15 protein-coding genes and 3 pseudogenes are annotated in these 20,375 nt (G+C 57.2%); 2 read left to right on the top strand and 16 right to left on the bottom strand.

Translation table 11 applies throughout. From position 1 onward, the window contains the following. Positions 1 to 34 precede the first annotated feature (34 nt). The 4 genes and pseudogenes from NLN62_RS09115 to NLN62_RS09100 form a co-directional block, all read right to left on the bottom strand. Positions 35 to 652, bottom strand: a complete 618-nt coding sequence (locus tag NLN62_RS09115; RefSeq protein ID WP_254113879.1) for a hypothetical protein — start codon at positions 650 to 652, stop codon at positions 35 to 37. Continuing rightward, on the bottom strand, positions 609 to 1,103 hold the full coding sequence (locus NLN62_RS09110) for a GNAT family N-acetyltransferase (RefSeq protein WP_256576083.1): 495 nt from the start codon (positions 1,101 to 1,103) through the stop codon (positions 609 to 611). The genes NLN62_RS09115 and NLN62_RS09110 overlap by 44 nt, the downstream gene beginning before the upstream one ends. A gap of 182 nt (positions 1,104 to 1,285) precedes the next feature. After that, positions 1,286 to 1,479, bottom strand: a pseudogene (locus tag NLN62_RS09105) (branched-chain amino acid ABC transporter permease); the annotation flags it as partial. A gap of 555 nt (positions 1,480 to 2,034) precedes the next feature. Further along, positions 2,035 to 2,718, bottom strand: coding sequence for a helix-turn-helix domain-containing protein (locus NLN62_RS09100; protein WP_254108472.1), 684 nt, complete (start codon positions 2,716 to 2,718; stop codon positions 2,035 to 2,037). Between the two features lie 470 nt (positions 2,719 to 3,188). Here NLN62_RS09100 and NLN62_RS09095 point away from each other — a divergent pair, with 470 nt between their 5' ends. Beyond that, a complete protein-coding gene (locus tag NLN62_RS09095; RefSeq protein ID WP_254108471.1) occupies positions 3,189 to 3,527 on the top strand; it encodes a hypothetical protein in 339 nt (112 codons plus the stop codon). 441 nt (positions 3,528 to 3,968) lie between these two features. Here the strand turns inward: NLN62_RS09095 and NLN62_RS09090 are convergent, their stop codons facing one another. The 11 genes and pseudogenes from NLN62_RS09090 to NLN62_RS09040 form a co-directional block, all read right to left on the bottom strand. Next, positions 3,969 to 4,877 carry a hypothetical protein gene (locus NLN62_RS09090; protein ID WP_254108470.1) on the bottom strand — a complete coding sequence of 303 codons (909 nt, stop codon included), beginning with the start codon at positions 4,875 to 4,877 and terminating at the stop codon, positions 3,969 to 3,971. 129 nt (positions 4,878 to 5,006) lie between these two features. Next, a complete protein-coding gene (locus NLN62_RS09085; RefSeq protein ID WP_254108469.1) occupies positions 5,007 to 6,221 on the bottom strand; it encodes a hypothetical protein in 1,215 nt (404 codons plus the stop codon). 283 nt (positions 6,222 to 6,504) lie between these two features. After that, positions 6,505 to 7,154: pseudogene (locus NLN62_RS09080) on the bottom strand (chloramphenicol acetyltransferase). A gap of 98 nt (positions 7,155 to 7,252) precedes the next feature. After that, entirely contained in the window at positions 7,253 to 7,942 is a 690-nt protein-coding gene (locus NLN62_RS09075; RefSeq protein ID WP_254108468.1) for an ABC transporter ATP-binding protein, read from the bottom strand. Continuing rightward, entirely contained in the window at positions 7,929 to 8,675 is a 747-nt protein-coding gene (locus tag NLN62_RS09070) for an ATP-binding cassette domain-containing protein (RefSeq protein WP_027525705.1), read from the bottom strand. The genes NLN62_RS09075 and NLN62_RS09070 overlap by 14 nt, the downstream gene beginning before the upstream one ends. Beyond that, a complete protein-coding gene (locus NLN62_RS09065; RefSeq protein ID WP_254108467.1) occupies positions 8,672 to 9,688 on the bottom strand; it encodes a branched-chain amino acid ABC transporter permease in 1,017 nt (338 codons plus the stop codon). Before NLN62_RS09065 ends, NLN62_RS09070 begins: the two co-directional genes overlap by 4 nt. A 4-nt stretch (positions 9,689 to 9,692) precedes the next feature. Continuing rightward, positions 9,693 to 10,556, bottom strand: coding sequence for a branched-chain amino acid ABC transporter permease (locus NLN62_RS09060; RefSeq protein ID WP_254108465.1), 864 nt, complete (start codon positions 10,554 to 10,556; stop codon positions 9,693 to 9,695). 77 nt (positions 10,557 to 10,633) lie between these two features. Further along, complete coding sequence (locus tag NLN62_RS09055; RefSeq protein ID WP_254108463.1) at positions 10,634 to 11,953, bottom strand: ABC transporter substrate-binding protein; 1,320 nt, start codon at positions 11,951 to 11,953, stop codon at positions 10,634 to 10,636. A 26-nt stretch (positions 11,954 to 11,979) separates the two neighbouring features. Beyond that, complete coding sequence (locus NLN62_RS09050; RefSeq protein WP_254108461.1) at positions 11,980 to 13,215, bottom strand: ABC transporter substrate-binding protein; 1,236 nt, start codon at positions 13,213 to 13,215, stop codon at positions 11,980 to 11,982. A gap of 132 nt (positions 13,216 to 13,347) precedes the next feature. Continuing rightward, positions 13,348 to 14,172, bottom strand: coding sequence for a phosphodiesterase (locus tag NLN62_RS09045; protein WP_254108459.1), 825 nt, complete (start codon positions 14,170 to 14,172; stop codon positions 13,348 to 13,350). Positions 14,173 to 14,200: 28 nt separating this feature from the next. Continuing rightward, positions 14,201 to 15,373: a cobalamin-independent methionine synthase II family protein gene (locus tag NLN62_RS09040; protein WP_254108457.1), complete on the bottom strand. Its 1,173-nt coding sequence runs from the start codon at positions 15,371 to 15,373 to the stop codon at positions 14,201 to 14,203. 970 nt (positions 15,374 to 16,343) lie between these two features. Between NLN62_RS09040 and NLN62_RS09035 the strand changes: the two genes are divergently transcribed. Further along, positions 16,344 to 17,249 (top strand): LysR family transcriptional regulator, encoded by a 906-nt coding sequence (locus NLN62_RS09035; protein WP_254108456.1) that lies wholly within the window; start codon positions 16,344 to 16,346, stop codon positions 17,247 to 17,249. 623 nt (positions 17,250 to 17,872) lie between these two features. Here the strand turns inward: NLN62_RS09035 and NLN62_RS09030 are convergent. Further along, positions 17,873 to 19,814, bottom strand: a pseudogene (locus NLN62_RS09030) (putative bifunctional diguanylate cyclase/phosphodiesterase). Between the last annotated feature and the right edge of the window lie 561 nt (positions 19,815 to 20,375).

Genomic DNA, 20,375 nt, shown 5'->3' with positions numbered 1-20,375 from the left:
GCCTCGCGGCTTAAGGTTGGCCCGGCAACGATGGCTAATGACTAAGAATCAAGAAAGCGCAAGTTGGATCCACGGCAAACCGCGCGATCTCTGCCGGCGTGGATTTGTGCAGTCGCAGGGCTTCTTTCATGGCCTGTGTCGCCTGCATGAACCCACCGGTGCTCTCGTAAGCCGCATGCTGGAATCGGACGCTCCTGAAGAGATCGACAATAGTCTTTGCCGGTGAATAGATGCGGACAGGGACATTCTCGATCGTGTGGTGTTCGATACCCTTGTCGAACACATTGGGTCCAAAGCGGATAATTTCAATTCCGGGACGCTCGATCCTCGGCCGCCATTCGCGCGCCTTTAGGAAGGCTTTTAGGACATCCTCGTCCGACGCGGGTGTCCCACCCAACGCGGTCTCCCTTGGATACGCATAAATCCCACCCGAAAGCTTCCTGAGTGTGCAGCTCTCAACCGATTCCCTCAAGGTGCCGGTCGACAGATCCCGACCCACGGGCCAAATCCGCCCGTCGATAGGCGTACCCCGGCTCAAATGCCGTTTAAGTTCCTCGAGTGGCGGGCCGCGCGCTTCAGCAAGACGTTCGGCCTCGGCCCTGATCGGCTCACCGCCCGCGCCATGGACGAGTGTCCGCTCCTCCGAGAGCATGCCCCGCGGCTTCCAATGCAAGTCTTACAGCCGTTGAATCCGGGCCGGGGCGGGACAGTGCGCGTTGCCGCCGAGAGTCTAATCGCGATCGCCCCTTAGCAATACCTTGCGGACGTGGGCTAGCGAGGCATTGCAGCGGCAACTTCAGGCGTGGGCCGATCTCTGCAAAGCCAGCCTTGAAGTACAATGCCAAGCTGGAGTTGCGGCTCCACATCTGCTGCTTGGGCGCCGCCAATTCAAGTTGGCCCCAGGACTTTACCCTCCCCAGGCCTACGGCAGCCTCAATGAGACGCATCGCAACCCCTGACGATCGCTGGTCCGGCACCACGTAGAGTTCGGTGATCGTGGCGTACCTTCCGCGCGCGAAAAGAGCCGCGCTTTCCGACAACATGATGACGCCGACCGGGCGATCCTCGGCGAAAGCTAGGAACCCATAGATACGCTCTTCCATAGCAAGGAGTTCGGCTACAAGCTGGGTATCTGGTCCGGCTTGTACCTGGCCGCCCCCAAGTTCGGCGGCTAGCGCAGCAACCATGTGGGTCACCGTTGGGGCGTCATCGACAGACACTTCGCGCGTCGTTACCATATGTGATCCTCCTCCGAGCTCAAGCAACATGGCATCCGATTAAGCGGCAGCATCGCGACCAGCGTGGTCGCCAGCGCGACGGCAAACGACGTTCCACGCGCCACTCGACTGACGAAGGCCAGCGCCGCTAACAGCAGTATCGCGCCTTGAGCGAAGTTCAGGACACCGGAGGCCTTGCAAATCAGCCAAAACTGATGGCGATCAGCAAATGTATTCCCCCGGAGAGCAGCGCGAGAGCTATTAACCGACATCGTTGTCCAGTGGCTAAATCCTCTCAGACAATCTTCGAATGCGCGAGTCCAAGACAAACTCTTTTTGATAGGGCGAAGATAACCAGACCTTTGTATTTTCCCAGTAGACGCATCGATCCTTGCTCGCAGTGAAAAACACGGGCACGCATCAGGAGAGGACGAAATCGTGCAAGCAGCTGATAACCCCACGCGCGCAGCTGCTTTTTGCGTCCGCTGGCTCATGCGCCCGCCGCGCGCGTAACCCGTCGTAAGCTTCGTTCATTGCGTCTCTCACCTTAGCTGACGCGGCGGCCCGCCTCATTCATCGTCCAGTTCGCTAGCGGTATTCCAGTTTGAATCCACTCGTTTTAGATCGGCCACCGATCAACCGGTGCACGGCGATATTGCTTCTTGAAAGCGCAGCGCTCATCGAATTTGTTCAACTGTCGCTGGGAGCCGCTCGGCGAGCTCAGGCTCGGCGATCAACTGTCGTAATTGAAGTCCGCGCTGGACGCGCAAACGCAAAATTCTCCTGCCACAATGCCAATCTCCAATTCCAATTGTAGCTAGTTGTGCAAGTCGATGCGCGCAAGCAATCCTCGGTCCAGGATCGCGATTTCGCGTTGAGTATTGCCGATGAACTCAAGAATGCCGGCCTTGTGCAGCTGAGACACCGCGCGCGATACCGTTTCGAGCGTCAAGCCAAGGTAATCAGCGATATCGCGGCGGGACATCGGCAGCGAGATTATGCCGGCGGCGGTCAGACGCTCGTCCATTTCCAGTAAAAACGCAGCAACCTTCTCAAGCGACGTTTTGCGTCCCAGTAGCAGCATGTGGTTTTCCGCGTGCTGTAGGTTGCTGGTCGTCAGACCAAGTAGGTCGCGCGACACGAGGGTATCTTTCTCGGCCACCAGCTCGAGGCTATGTCGCTTCATCAGGCGAAGAGTGGTCTCAACAACAGCTTCAGTTGTAAAGCGGTGCGTTCCACCGTTCTCGAGCCCGAAAATATCGCCAACCAGATGAAATGCACCGATCTGACGCCGACCGTCGGAGAGCAGCTTGTAACTCCGCACCGCACCTCGTGTGACGAGATAGACGTACTCGGCGGGTTCCTTTTCACCGTAGATTTCTCTCCCTTTTTTGTACGTGAATTCGCCTAGATTGACGATCGCGTTTGAGCCGCTCGCCAAGCGGAAGTGTTTGAGTGAGTTTGGGCGAGGCGTTTGGTCTGTCGTGATGCGAACAAACATCGGCCCGCTCCTAAATCAAAACCCAACTCGAATAAAAACTGTTGCGAGACAAAGTGCAGTGTCGCCTGCACGTCTAGCAGCGTTCAGTGACTCTAATGACGACATTAGTTTCCACAAGAATCGCAAAGCCGTCAACCTCGCGTTTTGAACCAGGCCCGACACAATCTGACGGTAATGGATCGGTTGCTGATAGCTTGCGGCCTGGCATTGAATCCAAGCTCACGGACCGTCGTGAGATCTGGCAAAGGCAACACCAACGATTTCCGGCGTCCTGAACCTGCTTAAGGGTGAAATGCGTCGCCGTTCTGCAATAACTCGCCGTATCTCGACTTAACCGGACTTTCGGTCCTGTGAATACGCGCGAAGCATCGTTGAGGTGCATCAACAAAAGATCTGGTCGGCGATGCTACCGAGTTCGTCTTCAAATTATGGAGGCTGAAATGCATCTTCGTGTATGATCAATTTTCGCCGTGGCCGTTCTTGGCTTGATACCGATCTCTGCAGAGGCCGCTTCAGAGTGCCCGGTCACCGGCGTCCAGTCGAGTTGGGGTGTGAATTCAAGCGGCTACTTCAGTGTTTCGGCCGGTGGCACATGTCTATTGCCGCTCAAAATGGACGGAGTGATTGCCGCTTCGACCATCTCGCAAAAGCCCGCACATGGGACGCTAAAGAAGCTGAATGTATCGACATACACTTACACGCCCAAGGCAGGTTACAAGGGCGGCGATGCGTTTGCCGTCAGCTTTACGGGAAAGGGCCCCTCGGGTTCGGGAAAGTCAGTCATCACAATGAACGCGACAGTTCAGTGACACGCGTGCCGTAGTCGGTTTGGTGATGGACCTGCTGGCCTAACGTCGGGAGTGACCTTGCTCCCGGCGTTGCTCAAAGGCTGCCGATGAAGCAAGAGCACTGCCGTCTGCACATTCTCTGCCGATTAGGATTCGGCGGGCAGGAAAAGATGTTCCCCATCAAGATCGCATCGCCATTGGCGAAAGACGCGGATTCATGACCTCGCGGTCAGTGCCCAGCCCCGAGGTTGCCCTGATCAGTAAGGGAGGCAGCGAAACATGTTCGCCCGCCGTGATCGAAGCCGCACACACCGGTGCTCAGTATCCGGGTAACCGCCGAACATGTTCCCACTCGATTGTCAGAGGTGCAACGACGGCCGGGTACGAGACAAACCACATGACGACCAATACCGAGGTTGCTGTCGCTGATCGTGAATTTATCATCGCAATCGCTCTACCGCTTCACGGAAATGCCGTTGCGGCATATCTACGGCGTCGCCCCTTACATCTGTATTCCCGGATCCAAGTCGCCGTCTGCTCAAGTCCACCGAACCCGAAGAAGTGCCCTCGTAACGATCGCAACTCAGCTTTGGTTTCCATGTCGTGCAAAAGACGATCAATTAGCTCCTGTGGCTCATAACCGACGACCAGACGGCCGAATTTCTGGCCTAGGGAGCGCAGTGCTTGAGCAGAGTTCGTTACGCCACACATGTGAGCCAAACGCATGACGCTCTTCAGCGTGGCAGGTCCCGCCAATCCGACGCGAACGTCGTCTGCTATTCCTCGCGCCCGCAAACGTCTGATATGTGCTGCTATGGCGTCTGGCTCGAAACAAACCTGGCTCACCACCCACGGCGTCATCCCTTGCCGAACTGTCAACGAAACCTTTTGGCCGAGTTCGTCATCTAGCACGTCGGTTGGGATGTGCGGATGGGGCTGCGGATAGGTGGCAAAACCAAGGCGTTCAAAACCATAGCGAGCGAACAAGCCCGTCTCAAGTACCGCTCGACTGGAAGGAAACGGCCCGACGACCCGCGCAACGTCGCCCCCCAGCAACAATGCCCGATCGACGCCGGCCTCTTGCAGTCGGGCCAGTGTGGTCTCGAGCTGATTATGGCTCTCGTATCTGCGCGCAACCACGTGAGGCACCGGAACGAAGCCCGATGTCCTGAGCTCTAGCGCTCTTGCGATCACCGTCTCTTGTGGCTCTCCCGATACACTCGCAAGATATATCTCTGTCCCGGGCGAAAGCACGCGCCTCGCCATCTCAGCCGCGCGGGTATCGCGAGGAATGATTTCAATGGAATACTGACCGAGGAATTGCTGGCACGCCTCATCCTCGCTGCAAGCGTGGGCCTTTGACGCGGTCATGAACGATTCCTTTTCGGCCGCAACACGAGCGCACAGCAATCTTCGGCCAGAGGCTCGACGTCATCAGCCAGGACTTGATTGAGGTTCGAAGCAGGCGAAAAGGTCCCGCATTTCGCCGGAGGGCGTATTTCATGGCTTGTGGTTTCGGGAGATGACGTAAGACTCGTCCCAGAACCAAAGTCCCTTATGCTTGCACAAGATCTCCTTGGTGCACGCCAGGTATCGATCGTCCGTCATCGCCCGGGCCAGTCGCTCGTCCTCAATCTGTGCCACGTAGTTCGCGTTATTCCAGGCTGCAAACAGCGTTGACGTCCCGATGGATGTAGCGTCCGCGTCAATTTCGTTGGGCAAGGTGTACATCACGTACTTGAATTTTGACTGATCATCGGTCAGCGTATTGAAGTTGTACTGACGCGCCTCATTCCCCATCGCGACTTTCGTCTCGCGCAATATATCTCGTCGATCGTTTGCGAAAGGCTGTTCCCCGGCCCACACGCTCTGAATGATTTCCAGACCTGGATCGTCGCCGCACGAATGAATGCCGACCAACCTGCCACCCGGAGCAAGCGCAAGCGCCAATGGTGCAACGACCTTTTGCGCTTTGAACTCCGCCGACGCTCGTGCCCGATAGGGCTGCGAGGCGATGACAAGATCGTAGTCTGCCATGATCGCGCCTTGCCTGGGGATGACCCGATCCAACAAGAACCGGCAGCTCTGCAAATACAGCACCAGAACGACCGGGCGCTCATAGATCGGATTGCCGGATTTCTTACTCACACTGGCCTTCCAATGTTGAGCTAGAAATGGCTCAAGATCATTGATCTGACGCTCGTATTCGGCCGCAGTCCGCCCACTCAGGGCGACTTCATGCCAGACGAGCTTGGATGCCTTTGATGCCAGGCTCGCCGAAAGATATGGGGCTTCGTGATAATAAAGGTTGGTCAGGACGATGACCGTGGCCGGGTGCTCGTGGAACCGATCGGGCAGTTTCTCGAGCGTCAAACGAATGCCTTCAAGGCTGATCTCTTTCCCGACGACGTAGAATGGCAGATGCTCGTAGCGCCGATGCATTGAACGCAGCACGCGGGCCAGCACCGTCCCATCCCCGACGCCTGCATCAAAGACCCGCACAGCCGGCGGGCGCGGACGAATCTGATCGAGTTCGAACGCTATTCGTTCTGATACGACGCGCTTCTCGCTGCACGTATTGACGAACATCAGGTACTTTTGTCGATTGTCATAAAATCGAAAGTTCTTCGCGGGTTCGACTTCGGTGATCGCTTGAACCTCGGGGCGCGCAAGCTCAGTTCGTGCAGCGGACGACACGTTAGCCTCTTTCTTCATGATGGTAGGATTTCTTTCGCGACGTCACCAAGCCGTCAACCATGCACAGCTTGGCGGAGAACCGCCGCACGAGATGAGCCTCGCATTTCTAGCAGGCCGCCCCCAAAACGGCGTTTGGCCTTCGGAATGAGCAACTGGAGGACCGTGCTCATTGCTGGCGCCGAGAGGAGCTGCCGCGCAACCGGGACTGAAGCGAGGGCGCCGCCTCGGCGGGCAATTGCGCAGCGGCCAACGGGAGCGAGCCCGAGCCTCTGACAATCAGAAACCAGTTCTCTCGAAGCGATCAATGCGAAGATTCCAACCTGGCAAGCTCTCCCGCTTCGTATTTACTCAAAAAGTCTTCAATCGTCAGCTTGCGGAAATCCGGCAGCGCAGCGTGCAGACCTTCGTGATCCCAGTCCCACCACGCAAGCCTGGCGAGCCGCCCGGCGATATCGTCCGAGAACCGCCGCCTGACGGTGCGAGCCGGATTGCCTGCGACGATTGTGTAGGCCGGCACATCCTTGGTAACGATTGCACCGCCCGCAACCACGGCACCAGTGCCGATGTTGCGGCCTGGAAGTACGATTGCGCCGTGACCGATCCAGACATCGTGACCGATCTGGACCTGATGCTGTCTCCGCCAATCGAAGAATTCTGCCTCGTCACTCTCGTTCGGAAAATAGGCGCTTGCCCGATAGGTGAAATGCGACTGGCTCGCTCGGTGCATCGGATGATTGCCGGGGTTGATCCGGGTCATTGCCGCAATCGAGCAAAATTTTCCGACGGTCGTGTAGTGATCTGAGAATCGTTTTCGACGTAGGAATAATCGCCCATCGTCGCTTCTCGCAGGATCGTACGCGCGCCGACCTCACAGTATGCGCCGAGTGTTGTATCGTGCAGCTGCGCAGCCGGATGGACGGTCGGTTGGACTGAGAGGGCTTTGGCGGCCATGGTGGCTCCGCAAATTAAAAGATGGGCACTCGTCTCGAACGGATTGACACTCGTGACCCGCAGGATCGCCGGACGGAAGGCCCGGCGCCGGCAAGACCTCAGTCGGTCTCGAAGACACTGTCGGCGAGGAGTTCGGTCGGATTGCGTTCCGCCACGATCTCTCCCTTCTGGACGACCAGCGCCCGGGCAACCAGCGAGGCTACGAAACTGAGATCCTGATCGGCAATGATCATGGCGGTCTTTTCCAACCGGTGAATTGAAGATAAGCAATCGGCGATTTCGTCAGTCACCGAGGGCTGAATGCCCTCTGTCAGTTCATCGAGCAGAAGAAGCCGCGGCGAGCGAACCATGGCGCGGGCAAGCGCCAGCAACTGCCGTTCGCCTCCACTCAAAGCACCGCTGGGGCGCGCGAGAAGCATTTCGAGCCTCGGAAAGAGACGCAATATTTCGTCAATCGGCTTTGCCTTGCCGGCGCCGGGCATCATGCCCGCGAGCAACAGGTTCTCCTTGACGGTCAGGCCGGGAAAACCCGCGCCGCCTTGCGGCGTGTAACTAAAGCCGAGACGACTGCGTTGATGGGCAGGCAGAGCTTCGATGGCAACACCGTCCAGTACGATCCGACCACCTTCGACCGGCAACAGCCCCATGACGGTCTTGAGCAAGGTGGTCTTGCCCATACCATTGATACCGATGATCCCGAGAATCTCATGAGCGCCGAGATCGAAGCTCAAGCTGCGCAGTACCTGTGTGTTGCCGTAGCCGGAGACCAAGCGTTCACCTTTCAGCATGAATGGCCTCTTTCTTGCGGCCGAGATAGATATCTCGGACGGTCTCGTTTGCCTCGACCTTGTCCATGGTGTCCTCCACCAACACTTTTCCCCTGTGCAAGACAGTAACCCTTTGTGCGAGACGGGCGATGAACTCTAGGTCGTGCTCGACCACGATCACCGTGGCACGGGCGTTGAGACGTTTGATGATGTCGACGGTCTTCAACATCTCATCACGCGTCATGCCGGCAGTTGGCTCGTCGAGGAGCGCGAGACGGGGATCGCTCGCGAGCAGCATGCCGAGTTCGCACCATTGGCGATGTGCATGCGAAAGGGTCGCGGCCGGCTGTTTTGCGCGACGGTCATCAAAGCCGATCTCCTCCAGTGCCAGCTCGACGACCCTGTCCAGCTCGCGCTTTGGCAGTCCCCTCCGCAGGGCGGCGAGGCGGATATTCTCTCGGACGTCAAGGTTAGCGTAGATGCTGGGAATCTGGTTCTTGATGGCGATGCCCAGGCGCGCAATGCGATGGGTGGCGAGGCCTTGCAGATTCTGGCCCTCGAACAGGACGTGGCCGCTGGTCGGCTGGTGTTGATGGGTGAGGCATTTGAAGAGTGTGCTCTTGCCGGCGCCGTTCGGACCTATGAGGCAGCGGATTTCGCCGGCGGTCACGACGAGGTCGACGCCATCAACTGCGGCAACCCCGCCGAACCGTTTAACAAGGCCCCTCGTTGCGAGAATGGGTGCGCCGCTCATGCCGGTTTCTCCTTTCGCCTCAAGATGCCAGAACGGCTCTGGAACCTAGGTTTCGACAACTTAAGAATCATCGGCAGCAGGCCTTGAGGGGCGAGCAGTACGAACAGGATGATCGTCGCGCCGAAAATCAGCTCCGTATTGAAGATCTGGTTGGCCCCGAGCTGGCTGCTGAGAAGCTGGAAGCCGAAGCTTGCCGCGACGGGGCCGACAAAGGTTCCGAGGCCGCCGGCAATCACCCACAGAACGAATTGCGAGGCTTGCGGAAGATCGAAGACGTTCGGGCTGACGAAACCCATCACCGCCGTGTAAAGCGCTCCACCGAGCCCCGCGATGGCAGCACTCACGGCAAAGCCAACGAGCTTGTAGAAGCGAATGTCGTAGCCAAGGAGCTCGCTCCGCAACTCACTTTCGCGGATCGCCGTCATGATACGCCCGGCATCGCTCGAACGCAGGAACGAGAGCAGAATGTAAGCGCCTGCAAGCGCCAGCAAACAGATTGAGAACGTCGCTTCCGTGGATAGAAATGCCTGCGGATCACCTGGCATATTGAGCGAGGGTACTGCCGTGATCCCATTGAAGCCGCCGAGCGGCACCGGGCCGATGTGAAATGAGGGATCGGCAGTCGACGTCATGAAGGAATAGAAAATCAGCGTCACGCAGAGCGCAATGACGCCGAGATAGACGTCGCCCAGACGGCTGAAGAACAGAAAGTAGCCAAGGATGAGCGAGAATGCGACCGGCAACAGAGTTCCGATCAAAACGGCAAGCGTGCTGTCGCCGAGATTGGAGACCGCGATCGCATAGGCGTAGGCACCGAGACCGAAAAAGACCGAATGTCCAAGGTTGAGAATCCCCAGCGTCCCCCAGACAAAGGCGAGACCGAGCGCTGCGATCGCCATGGCCGAAAAGGCGGACAGATTGACGAGGTCGAATGGCTCCAGAACGAACGGCCCAAAAGCCGCGAAGAGCACGAGAGCGACCGGAAACAAGGCATGTTTGAGTTGGCGCAGCATGACGTTATCGGCCTCCGGTCCACAAGCTGGAAACACCGGTCGGAAACAGGCGCAGGATGATCACGGCTAAAAGAAGGAGCGAGGCCTGGCCGACGACCGGCGTTGCGAAATAGGAAAGCAAGGCCTCAACCGGCCCGAGGATCGTTGCGGCTGACAGAAAGCCGGTAATCAAGGCCCCGCCGCCGCTGATCACGGTCACGAAGGCGCGTGCAACATAGGCCGCGCCCATGTGAGGAAGGACGCCGGATATCGGCGCAAGCAATGCGCCGGCAAGGCCACTGATTGCTGCGCCGATGATGAAAGTGGCCGCATACACGCGATCACAATCGATTCCGAGGGTGGTCGCCATCTCCGAATTTTGCATCGCCGCCCGCGCGATCAATCCGTATTTCGTCCAGTGCAAAGCCAGAAGAGAACACACGACGAGCAGGGCTGTGATTGCGATCAAGAGCAGTTGGTAAGCACCGATGGAATAGGCTCCGACCGGAATATTGCCGAGCGGGGCACTCACGCCCATCGTTGTGTTGCCGAAGACGGCGGTCACCGCGCCAATCAAGAACAGGCTAAGCCCCCAGGTTGCCAACATCGTCGTGACCAGATGACCGTAGAGCCGGCGAATGATGAGTAGCTCCACCACAGCTCCGATCATGCCGACAACCATTGGGGCGACAACCAGCATGGAGAGCCAAAGATTTACGCCGGCATGATTGGCGATCACAGTGGCGTAACCGCCAAGCATGATGAATTCGCCATGAGCAAAATTGATCACCCGCATCATGCCGAAAATGATAGCGAGCCCCAGGCTGATCAGGGCGAGAAGCGCAATGGAATTGACCACCGCGAAGCACAATATGACGAACTGGTCCATGGTCTATCCTGATCTGCGAAGACGGAGACAGGCGAACGAGGCGGCGCCACAGAGACGGCGCCGCGAGCGCCGGCCACTTAGATCTGGGGCATCAGAAAGTCGGTCTGGTTCGGATTGGTGAAGACGTTGCACTTGCCGCCATATGTATCAGGCGGAATCTGCTCCCTCTTCTCGATCAGGCTCCAGACGCGGTTCTTGACGGTGATAATGTGAACGTCTTGCGTCGTATTGTGGGTGGGGCCATCAGTGGTCATGACTCCGGCCGGACCTTCCCACCGGACGCCGCTTTCGAGGACCGCGAGAACCGCTTCGCGCTCGAAGCTGCCGGCACGTTTGACGGCTTCCGCCCACAGCATGACGCCGCTGTAGCCGCCAAAAACTTCGCCGTTGATATAGGGATGGTTCTTGCCGGCCAAGGCTTCGACCTTGGCCAGAAACTCCTGATTCTTCGACGTGTCGAGTTCCTGGAAGTAGTTGTATGCGACGATCACGCCATCGGTTTCCTCCGGAGCGAGGACCTCGTGCTCATTGCCGGCGGCAAAGACGATTGAGATGATCGGAATCTTCTTCAGCATGCCGGCCGCGGCCCATTGGCGATAGAAGGACATAGCCGGACCGCCAACGAGGCAGGAATGCACGATATCTGGTTTTGCGGCCTGGATTTTTGCGATGGCCGCGGTGAAATCCGTAACATCCAGAGGATAGTAGTCATCGGCCAACACCTCGCCACCTTGGCGCTTGGCCATCACGTGGTTCCAGATGCCGAAGTTACGGGGAGCGTTATAATCTGATGCAATATAGTAGAGCTTCTTACCGAGATTCTTGAACGACCATTCGAGCAGCGGAACAACCTGCTGGTTGCCACCAGTGTTGACGCAGAAAGAGTTTTTCTCGCAAAGACCACCTTCGTAAAAGGAGCCATAAATGAAGGGTATCTTGTACTTGCGTAAGACGGGGCGCGTGGCTTCGCGCGCAGCTCCGCTAAGTGCACCTTGCACCATGACGACCCGGTCATTCAGTGCCGCCTTCTGCGCATATTGCGGGTACTTGGTGATGTCGGACTGGCCGTCATAAACCTTGAGCTCGACTTTTTTGCCGAGCAGGCCGCCGGCGGCATTGATCTCCTCGACCGCGACCTTCATGCACAAATTCGACGGCACGCCATAAATATCAAGAGGTCCCGACAAATCGTGCAACGAGGCGATAGCGACGGTGTCTGATGCGGCCCAAGCGCGGTCGGCAAATGAGCCGGCGATAGATGCAGCGGAGATCGCCGCGGAAGAGGCGAGAAACGTTCGACGGGACAATTTCATGAGAATTCTCCTGTGCTCGAAAGAAGAGAGCCACCTCTTTCCCCTCGAGTGATGAAAGCCAAATGAGGCCGCGGCGCCATCCACGAGGCGGCGCCGCCAACTCGATCACCCTACATTTGCGGCATCAAGAATTCCGTCTGGTTCGGATGGGCAAAGACGTCGCACCTGCCGCCATAGCTATCCGGTTGGATCTGCTCTTTGGTTGCAATCAGACGCCAGACGCGATTTTCGACCCTGATGATGCGCACGTCCTGGGTCGTGTGGTGCGTCGGCCCGTCAGTGACCATTTTTCCGCCGGGGCCTTCCCAAGTAATCCCGCTTTCCCAAGCCTTCATGATCGCGTCGCGATCAAAGCTGTTCGCGCGCTTGACGGCTTCGGCCCACAACATGACGGTGTTGTAGCCACCGATCGCCTCGCCATTGATGTAGGCGTGGTTTTGACCCATCGTTTCGGCAAAGCGTGCCAAAAAGGCTTTGTTTCGCGGCGTATCGAGCTCTTGGAAATAGTTGTAGGCGGCGTAGATGCCGTTCGTCTCCTCAGCTGCCAAGATCTCGTGCTCTTGCCCACCGCCGAAAATGATCGAGACGATCGGAATTTTCTTCAGCATCCCTGCCGCCGCCCATTGCCGGTAGAAGGACATTGACGGGCCACCAACCAGACAGGAATGGATGAAATCCGGCTTTGCCGCCTGGATTTTTGCGATTGCCGCCGCGAAGTCGGTCACGTCGAGGGGATAATAGTCGTCGGCAAGCACCTCGCCCCCTTCGCGCTTTGCCATCACGTGGTTCCAGGCTCCGAATGTGCGTGGCGCGTTGTAATCGGAGGCTATGTAATAGAGCTTCTTGCCTAGATTCTTGAACGACCACTCCAGCAGCGGAACGACCTGCTGGTTTCCTTCGGTGTTGCAGCAAAAGATATTCTGTTCGCAGGCACCACCTTCATAGATCGAACCATAGAAGTAGGGCACCTTGTATTTGCGCAGGACCGGTCGCGTTGCCTCTCGGGCAGCTCCGGTCAAGGCGCCCACCGCCATCACGGCTCGGTCGCGCAGCGCCGCCTGCTGCGCGTATTGCGGACCCTTGTTGATGTCCGACTGACAGTCGTACGCCTTCAGGACGATTTGTTTGCCGAGTAGTCCCCCTGCCTTGTTCAACTCCTTGACCGCGAATTCCGTGCACATGTTCGACGGAGCACCATAGACGTCGAACGGTCCCGACAGATCGTAGACGGAGGCGATGGTCACAGTGTCCGATGCCGCGGACGCGGGGCCAACAAGTGAGCCGGCCAGGGACGAGGCGGAGGCCGCGACCGAAGAGCGGAGAAACGTGCGACGGGACAAATTCATGAGAATGCTCCTTGGAGTCCTGAAAAGAGGCCCAAATGGGTGCGAACAACCGCCCCGCCGGGGCTAGACGACGGATGGGCATGGGTGACGGATGCGGGGGCATGAGACCCCGCCGCGAAATCAGAGTTGAGATCATCGTGCTATTGGAACGACTTGGCGCTCGACGGGTAGGTCCGGCTCGTACAGATATTTTGCGCTTGTATCGAGAAAATCGTGGGTGTGGATGACCACGGCATCGGCGTTCAGGAAAGCGATCGCATAGGCCGGAGGCTCCATACTGCAGGGAATTCCCCGCTCGTGACTAAAATCGAGCCACAATTGATGATTGAGCCCCCGCAAGGTGGAAAATGGAATGTTTTGCCAGCTGCCGGTGATTGGGCGATGCACATGCCCGAAGAACAGATGGCGGATGGAATGCCCGTCGAGAATACGTCCGAACGCCGCGCCATCGTCGAGCATGATGTCGTCGGCAGGCCTGAAGTGAACCGACAGCGGCGGGTGATGCATGAAGAGATAAATTGGTCTGCCGTGTGCCTCTTCCAGGCGCGCGCGCAACCACGCCTGGCGCCGCTCACAGTAGAGGCCGGCATGGCTGTCTGATCGTTTGGTATCGAGAAAAAGAAAGCGTCCCGCCGCTGTGTCGAGCACGGATTGAACGAAGCCGAAATCGTCCACTGGAGCTTCGGAAAATACGCTACGGAAATTGGCGCGATCGTCATGGTTGCCCATGAGAAGCCGCACCGGCATCGGCAAGACCTTGAGCGCCTCGTGCAGGCGAGCGTAGGCACTCCGCTCGCCATGATGAGCAAGATCGCCCGTGATGACGCAAAGCTCGGCATCTGCATGATGCTCAGCCACGTCGGCCAAGCAGGCTATCAAGCGCTCGCCTGGATCGTTGTCGAAGAGACGATCACCTGTTGGAACCAGGTGAAGGTCGGTGATCTGGATGATTTTCATGTGGGTGTTTGCCAGCGGCTTTGCGCTTTCACGAGGCAATGGCTTGCTTGGAGTGCGTTGAGTTCGCGTTCCAGAGCCGGCGGGATGCAATCTCGGCGCCTTGCACAAGCGACTCGAGTTTGCGCCAGGCAATTTCCGGGTCGACAGTGTGAAAGGTCGCAAAGCTCGCGAAGCCGCAGTCCGTTCCAGCGATCACGCGCTCGCGGCCGACCAGATTGGCGTATTGCTCGATGCGCTGCGCGACGACTTCGGGATGCTCAATGTAGTTCGTGCAGGTATCGATAACGCCTGGCACGATAATCTTGTCATCGGGAAGTCGCGTTTCCTTGAACAGGCTCCATTCATGCGAGTGGCGCGGATTCGCCGCCTCCAGTAGCAGCGCCATCGGCCGCGCTTTGATGATGATATCGAAGATCTCGTGGAGATCGATGTCGTGGTGATGCGGCGACTCGTAATTGCCCCAGCATAGATGCAGGCGCATCCGATCGGCGGGAATGTCGCGCAGAGCATGATTGAGCACTTCCACGTGAAGAGCGATTTCCTTTCGGAACTCCGCCACATCCATCGGTTTGGCCCGAAAATGGCGGCCGAGCGCCAGATCCGGACAATCAATCTGCAGGAGCAAGCCTGACGCAGCGATGGCATCGTATTCATGCTTCATCGCATCGCCCAGCGCATAGAGGTAGGCTTCCTGCGATGGATAATATTTGTTCGGCATGTAGTGTGCCATGATCCCCGGAGACGAGGCGTTCATGAACGCTTCCTCGACAGAGACCGTGTTGAGTGCCGCCTTGAGATTGGTGATATCCGTCGCCACCGCCGCCTCTCCCTGGTACTCGACAGGCCCCACGCAGGCGGGAGTCTTGATATCGAGATTGACCCGCTTTGCGAAATTCGAGAATTCGGCCAGTTCGGACAAGGCAAGCGGCTGATCAACGCCCGTCAAACCTGTCATACGCTCGCGCGCATAGGTCGAATAGGCGTATTTGCTCATCTCGCCATCGTCGACAACCGTTAGGTCAATACTCGCCTGCTTTTTTACGATGTCGACGACCGCTGAACTGATGCTGGCCGCCAGCAACGGACCGCGGTCGGCGTCCAGTCCGCCCTTTTCTTTCGCCAGCAGCATCTCCTCCAATAGGGGTGGCCGCGGCAAACTGCCGACATGTGTCGTGAGGATTCGATCGGTGCTTATTTTCATTCATCTCTCCTGTAAATTTTGGCGAACTCGGCTGACGGCCCTCTATCCGCGCTTCTGCGGAGCGAGGAGCACCTCTTTCACTCGTGATTTTATTGGGCGTGAGCGATGCGCTCTCTGTTTACGAGCCGAGAGCGCATAGCGGCTTGTCGCCTGCGTCCGGAGAAGAGGCCTAGCAAGCGTTGTTGACGCGTAAATGTCTTGATATTAGCCCTTCTAATAGAAGAAGTATTGCTTCTATTAAATAAGCTGGCTTCCAAATCGGCTCAGTAATTGTCGCTGCCGTTTTTATCCTGCGCGACGAGCCTGCTGCTCGCAGTCAATTATCCCGGACCGTACCACCGTTCTCGCTGAGAAAATCCAACGAACAAATTTAATTGCCGGTGCGCTCCGTTCCAAAGTGGTTCGCAGCTGGCACTATCATTTAAAGCCGTTCTTTCGCGCAGATAAGTTGCTGCTAAGCAGAGGTTCTCGGGTTTTCCTAAACTCGAAACCAACGAGCGAGGCGCCAAGCTCTGCTTGGAGAAGCAGCAGAAGTTTGACATTTCGTATACCATGTGATGTTCATTCCCAAGTACCACAGGAAGACTGTACGGCGACCTGAGGCAACATCTCGGGAAGTTGCTTCGTCAATTCGTGATGCAGCAGCAGAGCTCGGTTGAGGAAAGGGATATGAGAACCTTCTGGGGGCCGGGAATACATTGTTTTGACCGTCGGCCGAGACAAGCCCGTGAGTGGAGAATGCATCAGGAAGCAAGAGGCCGAAGACACGCACCTTTATCCACTGTCCAGGTGGCACTGAGTCCACCTTTAGGCGTCCTGATCAATTGGGGTCGCACTGGCGATGCCAACGTCGAGTCTGAGCAGCCCAACGGTTTTTGGTTCTTCCAGAGACAACAGACCGTGCGCAAAAGCCCTTGACCCCGCTTGGGAATGCGAATTCACCGCAATAGGATGAGCAGGCTTCGACAGCATGAAAATCAGTTCTCACCAGACTGCTGCCTTTACAGAGGTCTTCAGGCGGAGAAGCGTTTCTGAAGCTGCAACCGTCCTCGGTGTCACCCAGTCGGCCGTCACCCAGCACCTTGCCAAGCTCGAGCAACATATGGGGACGACACTCTTCATTCGGCATCGCACCGGGCTCGTGCCCACAAAGCCGGCTCAGGAACTGTTTGCTCTAACTGATCGCGTTCGGGTTCTGGAGCAATTGGTCGCGGAGAAGATCAATGCCTACAATGACCTGTCGGCCGGCCATCTAACGGTGATCGCGAACGCGCCGTGTCCAGCGATGCCGATTATTTCCGAATTCAACCGACGTTTTCCGGCAGTGAGAATCACGTTTTCACTAGTGCCCTGGGAGCTTGCTAAGCAGCGACTTGAAGCGCGTGATGTCGATATTGCTATCATCACCGAACCTGATGACCTTGCCAGCCTATTCCACGTGGAGCTAAGCAAAACTCGGCTTATGGCGCTCGTGCGGCGCGAGCATCGGCTCGCCTGCAGACCGACACTCGGTCTGGCCGAACTTGCACAAGAAAGGATCATTCTAACCGAGGATGGTTCTCTGACACTACGAGAAGTGGAAAAGGCCTGTCTTGAGAACAGTATAAATATGCCAAATGTTGTTAAGATGGCGACTTATCCCGTTCTAAAGGAAGCCGTTCTGCACGGAATCGGGGTAGGTATTCTTCTTCAAGACAGCGTTTTTCCGGCAGAGGAGCTCGTGTACAAGCCTGTCGATGAATTCTGCAGTGATTTCAAAACGTATATAGTCACGACATCGGATAAAAGACGCCTACGATGCGTGGAATCGTTCTTTGAAACCGTTCAGATCTCTATTGAGAATCAACCAAGTATTCACCAAGCCGAGACAGATTAGAAATCGTATCGCAGCCGCCTTGTGCGGACTTAAGGAACATCGTTCGAGGTGGTTGCTCCAGATGTCGCGCATGTGGCTCAAGCAAGCGCGGTGCTGTACTTGACGTGCCCTTTGCGGTGCTCCCGGTGATGACAAGGAAGTTCTGCGCAGGATATGCCAAATACCGGCCTTGAATTTGAATGTGTGCCGTAGATCTACATATTCACCGAGGCTTGACCCAAACGTCATGCTCTTACCAGGGCTGCGCGATCGACTGCAATGATAGGATCCCGGCCTCCTAGACCCTATGTTTGCCTTCTGAGGTGACGGGCGGCCCTTTTGACTGTCGCACGCATCGCGCTCCTAATGTTAGATCCTCGTTGAGAGGGCTGCGCTCATTTTCCGCGGGGCCTGTTGGAATACGCTCTTGGATGGTGAGTATCGACGCGCGAGGAGTCCGACCGCGCTCGCCGGAGATCTCAGCCGGGTGTCGTTGGTTTCATGGATGTCGCTTCGGCCTTCGATGTCGCAGGGTGATATCGCAAGTTGGTCACATGCCCATCTCGGGATTCATTCCGCTAACAATGCCAGCGCCGTACGCAGCGTCGCGCGACACGATGGTCGGTCGGTTTGCCCAAGGCGTCTCAAGCGGCAGGCGTCGACCATTGCTTGTTTTGATCGAGCAGGGCGAAGATGCGGTCGGCTGATACCGGCCGACCGATGAGATATCCTTGGACTTCATCACAGCTGGTTGACGCAAATACCCGAGCTGCTCGGTCGTCTCGACGCCTTCCGCGACCACGCCAATGTGTAGATCCTGCGCCAGCGTGATCATTGATTTTATGACAGCCGCGCTATCCGGCCGTGTCAGCATGTCGCGTATAAAGGACTGATCGATTTTGATGCGGGTATAAGGCAATTTTAGTAAATAGGTCAGCGACGAAAATCCCGTTCCGAAATCGTCAAGCGCAACCGTCCCCCCCAATTGAAGGAGTGAATTCAGGATCGATGATGCCGGCCCGTACTTTGAAATCAGCATCGACTCCGTTATTTCGATTTCAAGACGGCCAGGGGCTCTGGCCTGCGCCAGGGCCTGCACGATTGTTTGCAGTATGCTGGTGTTATGAAATTGAGCTGCAGAGAAATTCACGGCGATCCTGAGATCAGAGGGCCAGTTCGACAGCGTAGAGCAGGCGCGTTGGACCACCCACTCACCGATCGGGTGGATCAATCCGGTTTCCTCGGCAATTGGAATGAACTCAGCCGGCGAAATGACTCTCCGGACAGGGTGTTTCCAGCGCAGCAAGGCCTCAAAGCCGGTTACTCGGTTCTTGCGAATATCAAAGAATGGTTGGTAGACGAGAAAAAGCTCGTCTCGCCCGATCGCCTCCTCCAGATCCCGTTGCAGCGCTCTCCGATCGCGCGCGGATTTGTCGTCGCTGACTTCAAAGAAGCGAACCGTCCCGGGCCCCGCTTTTTTTGCGCGATAGAGCGCAGGGTCGGCATTTTTCAGGAGCTCATGAGGTGTATTGCCGTCGCGAGGGGCCAACACGATTCCGACGCTCGTCGCGCCCGCGATCTCGCATCGTTCGATCAGGAATGGCTCGCCGAAAGCGCCGACGAACTGCTCGGCGATTTCCAACGCATCTCCTACTTTGGCCAGATTGGTCATGATCAGCGCAAATTCGTCTCCGCCGATCCGCGCGACAGTATCGATCTCACGCGCGCATCGCTGCAGTCTTGCCGCGGCCTGAATGAGAAACTCATCTCCTGTGGGGTGGCCGAATTTGTCGTTCACTTCCTTAAAGCGATCGAGATCAAGGAGAAACACCGCGAACTCTTCGCCCGAGCGAGCGAGCCGGTTGAGGGCAGCTTCGAGGCTTTCGTTGAAGGCGAAACGGTTCGGCAACTGGGTCAGGGGATCCCGCCGGACCCTCTTTTTGGCCTCCAATCGAGCAATGGTGCGCTTCGTGAATTCGAAAGAATGGGCGAAAACGCCGGCCATAGGCCACAACGAGGATAGCGACGAGCAGATAAACGAAATCGCCGTTTCTGCCGAGGCAAATTGCCGTCCCCGCGAAAATCGGAGCCGTGAATGCAACCGCCGCCACGGGAATCGTAGCGAAGGCGAATGCTCCGCCCGCGAGCATCCCGGAGCAAAGACATGTGATCACGAGTTGGCCACCATTGGAGGCGTCGGCGAAGAAAGCCACCGGAACGATCGCCAGGCGGTCCCAAGAACGAATGCATTTCGCACCAGCCGATGCATGGCCTGTCGGGAGACGAACTGCGGCTTCCTAATCGTCGTGATAAACGCGCCTTCAGGCCTATCGATAACGCGCCGCAAACGTCGGCAGCTGCCCAGATTAGGGCATAGTTTCTGTTGGGCGAGTGCCAGAGAGCAATCGCAAGCACCGTCGCATTGCAGGCGTTGGCCAGCATTATGCCCAGGGAATAACCAAGCACGAGGGAAATCTGCTCCGCGCGAATGTGCCCTGCGACCGCTTCATCGGTCGCAGGGCCGCCGAACGCCGCCAAATCCCCCGCGAATAGCTTCGAGTGATACGAGCTCAGATATGTCCTCATCTGGCACCCTCGCAGGACTGGCTCCAGCGTTGCCGCCAGTGCTGGAAGGTCGCGGCAAACATTTGAGAAAAGATAAATTCTCGAAGTTCGCCACGTCCGGCGCAGCATGGGGCGGCCGAGCTCATTCTCTAACGGTGGCTAAGGGGGCCGAGAGCTGGGCCGACCCCCGTATCCTCTGTCACCGCAAACGCGAGGGCGCAGTTCTGTGCGTTGCGTACTGACCTATTTTTAATCGATCGCCGAATTCAGCTAACCGGCCATGATGGCAGCTTGTGCGCTACCCTGAATTAGACGGTAGGGCGGTATGAGATCGACCGTGCTCCACGAAAAGATCGCGAACGCATCGCAAGTTACGGCGGCCTGCGCCGACGACCTTCTCTCTCGATTAGATCGGTAGGATGACGCAGCTTGTGCCAATCGTGGCTGCGCGACATCTCGCCGCTTCCCCGCGCCATATCCGATAGAACGAAGCAATGCTGGGGGTTCACCGCAAGAAACGCACGATACGAGCGCAAGGGCAGGTCTAATGTTGCCAAGGCCAGTAGAGGTGATGTGTGGGAA

The sequence above is a fragment of the Bradyrhizobium sp. CCGUVB23 genome, assembly GCF_024199885.1.
Taxonomy (GTDB): Bacteria; Pseudomonadota; Alphaproteobacteria; order Rhizobiales; family Xanthobacteraceae; genus Bradyrhizobium.
The sequence above is the reverse complement of the archived record's forward strand: the minus strand, read 5'-3'. Positions and strand labels throughout refer to the sequence as shown.

Excerpts from the sequence above, each read along its gene's own strand:
- NLN62_RS09115 (WP_254113879.1), bottom strand. The coding sequence starts at position 652 with ATGCTCTCGGAGGAGCGGACACTCGTCCATGGCGCGGGCGGTGAGCCG.
- NLN62_RS09110 (WP_256576083.1), bottom strand. The coding sequence starts at position 1,103 with ATGGAAGAGCGTATCTATGGGTTCCTAGCTTTCGCCGAGGATCGCCCG.
- NLN62_RS09100 (WP_254108472.1), bottom strand. The coding sequence starts at position 2,718 with ATGTTTGTTCGCATCACGACAGACCAAACGCCTCGCCCAAACTCACTC.
- NLN62_RS09090 (WP_254108470.1), bottom strand. The coding sequence starts at position 4,877 with ATGACCGCGTCAAAGGCCCACGCTTGCAGCGAGGATGAGGCGTGCCAG.
- NLN62_RS09085 (WP_254108469.1), bottom strand. The coding sequence starts at position 6,221 with ATGAAGAAAGAGGCTAACGTGTCGTCCGCTGCACGAACTGAGCTTGCG.
- NLN62_RS09075 (WP_254108468.1), bottom strand. The coding sequence starts at position 7,942 with ATGCTGAAAGGTGAACGCTTGGTCTCCGGCTACGGCAACACACAGGTA.
- NLN62_RS09070 (WP_027525705.1), bottom strand. The coding sequence starts at position 8,675 with ATGAGCGGCGCACCCATTCTCGCAACGAGGGGCCTTGTTAAACGGTTC.
- NLN62_RS09065 (WP_254108467.1), bottom strand. The coding sequence starts at position 9,688 with ATGCTGCGCCAACTCAAACATGCCTTGTTTCCGGTCGCTCTCGTGCTC.
- NLN62_RS09060 (WP_254108465.1), bottom strand. The coding sequence starts at position 10,556 with ATGGACCAGTTCGTCATATTGTGCTTCGCGGTGGTCAATTCCATTGCG.
- NLN62_RS09050 (WP_254108461.1), bottom strand. The coding sequence starts at position 13,215 with ATGAATTTGTCCCGTCGCACGTTTCTCCGCTCTTCGGTCGCGGCCTCC.
- NLN62_RS09045 (WP_254108459.1), bottom strand. The coding sequence starts at position 14,172 with ATGAAAATCATCCAGATCACCGACCTTCACCTGGTTCCAACAGGTGAT.
- NLN62_RS09040 (WP_254108457.1), bottom strand. The coding sequence starts at position 15,373 with ATGAAAATAAGCACCGATCGAATCCTCACGACACATGTCGGCAGTTTG.
- NLN62_RS09035 (WP_254108456.1), top strand. The coding sequence starts at position 16,344 with ATGAAAATCAGTTCTCACCAGACTGCTGCCTTTACAGAGGTCTTCAGG.